Source organism: Accumulibacter sp. (genome assembly GCF_032229525.1).
Taxonomy (GTDB): Bacteria; Pseudomonadota; Gammaproteobacteria; order Burkholderiales; family Rhodocyclaceae; genus Accumulibacter.
Genome location: NZ_JAVTWB010000151.1, coordinates 5,319 through 7,805, shown reverse-complemented (window position 1 = coordinate 7,805; position 2,487 = coordinate 5,319). Strand labels below are relative to the sequence as shown.

Annotated in this window: 2 protein-coding genes; both read right to left on the bottom strand. The window is 66.4% G+C overall.

Features of this window, described 5'->3' with window-relative positions; all coding sequences use genetic code 11:
• Window positions 1–87 precede the first annotated feature (87 nt).
• Entirely contained in the window at window positions 88–1,488 is a 1,401-nt protein-coding gene (locus RUW20_RS11685; RefSeq protein ID WP_313952394.1) for a PIG-L family deacetylase, read from the bottom strand.
• A 72-nt stretch (window positions 1,489–1,560) separates the two neighbouring features.
• Window positions 1,561–2,463, bottom strand: coding sequence for a GNAT family N-acetyltransferase (locus RUW20_RS11680; RefSeq protein WP_313952396.1), 903 nt, complete (start codon window positions 2,461–2,463; stop codon window positions 1,561–1,563).
• Between the last annotated feature and the right edge of the window lie 24 nt (window positions 2,464–2,487).

Here is a 2,487-nt window from a genome sequence, read left to right as displayed (position 1 = left end):
CCCGCGCTGGGGAGAAGGGAAATTCGTGAGTCGCGTACGCGACTTTCACATTAAGGCGTCGATCGGCCGCGCCGCCCGCGCATTGACTCAATCGTCGAGGCGGCGCACCCAGAACAGTTCATGGCGACGAACGGCTTTGCGAAAGAACTCGTTTTCACCGCTGGCAGGCCAGCGGCGGCCTGCCAGCAGTTGCTGAATGGTGCGCCGCAGACGTTTCTTGAACGGCAATCGCTCCTGCAGGTCGTGCTGCATGGCCAGTGCCATCGCCTTGTCGAGCTGCACTTCGGCGCTCAGGCACGGGCTCCACAAGGCGTCTGCCGGCAGCGACACCAGCGCCGGTGGCAAGGCGATGCCGCAGCCCGCCGCACCCATCGGCCAGCGGTCATTGTCGTGCAGGTGGTTGGCGTAGAGCAGGGCCACCTCCGCTTTCCAGGACGAATTCTGCAGCGCCAGCAGGAGCGCCTGCGTGGTGGCGACGTGGTCGGCGTGCGCATCCAGTTCGGGGTGCGGCGCAACGATGACTTGCGGGCGAAAGTGCTCGAGCAAGGCGACCAGATCGGCGCGCAGATTCTGCCCGGACGGCAGGCCATCGGCGTCGGCCGGCAGGAGCAGCGGATTGTGCCGGCGCGCGCTACGCACGTCGGCCTCGCCGGATTCGCGCGAAGCAAACGCCCGCGTCGGTTCGGCAAGCATCGCCGGCAGTTGCAGGCAGTAGTAGCCGAGCTGCACGCAGCGGCTTTGCGGCACACCACCCCAAAGCGGAACGGCGAGGCTGTCCCAGGTGCGCAAACGCCCTTTCAACCGCGCCGCCGCGACGCCATCCAGCCCCAATCGGCGGTAAGTGCCGGCCTCGATTTCGCCCTGCGTCACGGTGACGATGACGACCTCGGCAGTGCGACTATAGAGGGCGAAGGCGGCCAGTTCGGCGTCGTCGGCGTGCGGTGCGAGGATCATGACCCGCCGTTTGGCGTAGTCCGAATTCTCCAGCGCGTAGAGCCTGGCGGTGGACGGCAGGCGGCAGAAGCGGCCGCTGATCGACAGCTCGCCCCTGCCAAGCGCCGCCGCCTGGCCCGACAGGTTCAGGTAGCGCCGGCCCCGCAGGCCGCGTTCGAAGTCCTGCCGGTCGTCGCCGAGCAAGACCTGCGGATCGAAGCAGGAACCGAGCACGGTGCTGTGCAATTCCAGTTCGAGAATCAGGGTCGCGCCATCGGCCAGCGGCGCGCTCAGCGTGACCCGTCCATCGAGCAGCGAGACGTCCTGCTGCGCGGTATCCGGCGGAAAGCGGTACTGGTAGTCGTCGCGCGGCGAATAGAAGAGGTGGTCGGCAAACCACGCTTCGTGGGCGATCCAGCCCACCGCCAGCAAGGCCGGCAGCAGCCACCAGGCGACGAAGACCGCCAGGGCGGCGAGCAGCACCAGTGCGATCAGCAGGGCCAGGCGCTTGTGCCGACGATGACGACTTAGCAGTTGTTGTTTGCGTGCACTCATGAGCGGTTCCAGGCCGTGCCCCCCGCGGACGAGGCAGGGGATCGTTCTGCGGCCAGCGTGCGCTGGCTTTCTCTAAAGCTGATACGCCGGCACCCGGTGGCACCAGCGATCCTTGTATTCGCGATCGGCGCGACCGAAGGAAAAGCGCAAGGGTTTCCCCAGAGCGCGCGCCTCTGCCCAGGCGGCTTGCGTGTTGACCAAGCTGAGCACGCTTCCCGGGCTGAAGGCGTAGGTTTGCGGGTCGACGCCGCCATTGATGTATTCCAGCGAGATCCACGCGGGGGCTTCGACCCGGTAGAGAATCTGGATCGCCATCGGCTGCCCGTCGCGCAACAGCACCGCGCCGGTCATGAACTCGCGCAGCAGCGCGAACACTTCGTTCAGGTGGTCCGCGCCCCGAGCCGCAAAGCCCCAGCGGCGCTGAAAAAGGTCGCCATAGATGGCGGCCAGCTCCAGCGGCGAAAAGTCGAGTATTTGCCGCACGCTTCCCCCTGCCTCCTGCAGCAGCCGCAACTCACGCCGCTGATTGTAGAGGAATTTTTTCGAATACGCCTCCGGCGCACGCGCCAGCGCCAGGCCTTCCGGCTGTGCCTTGAGATCGCTGATCCGCCCCGCATTGAGCTCGGAAACATAACGCATCTGCTGACGCACCGGCACACAGGCCTGCGGATCGATCGGCAGAATGACTTCCGCATTGCCCAGATCGAACAGGTCGCGCTGGCCACGTTTTTTCAGCACCTCCTTGGACAGCGCCAGATGGCGCCCCCAGCAGGGGATCGCCGCCAGCAAGCGATCCTCGCCGTCGGCAGGCCAGCCCAGGTAGCGCACCGGAATACCGGCCAGCCCGGACAAGCGCTCAACGACCGTTGGATGGGTAAACACGCTGCCGCCGAAGTGCCGCCAGGTCGCCGCATAGGCGTCGGCGTCGATCGCCGTCCAGCCGCGCTCGCGCCAGGCACGCAAGCGGTTCAACATGCGCAGTCGATCCTCGGTGTTCGC

Coding starts and splice junctions, on each gene's coding strand:
- RUW20_RS11685 (WP_313952394.1), bottom strand. CDS start 1,488: ATGAGTGCACGCAAACAACAACTGCTAAGTCGTCATCGTCGGCACAAG.
- RUW20_RS11680 (WP_313952396.1), bottom strand. CDS start 2,463: ATGTTGAACCGCTTGCGTGCCTGGCGCGAGCGCGGCTGGACGGCGATC.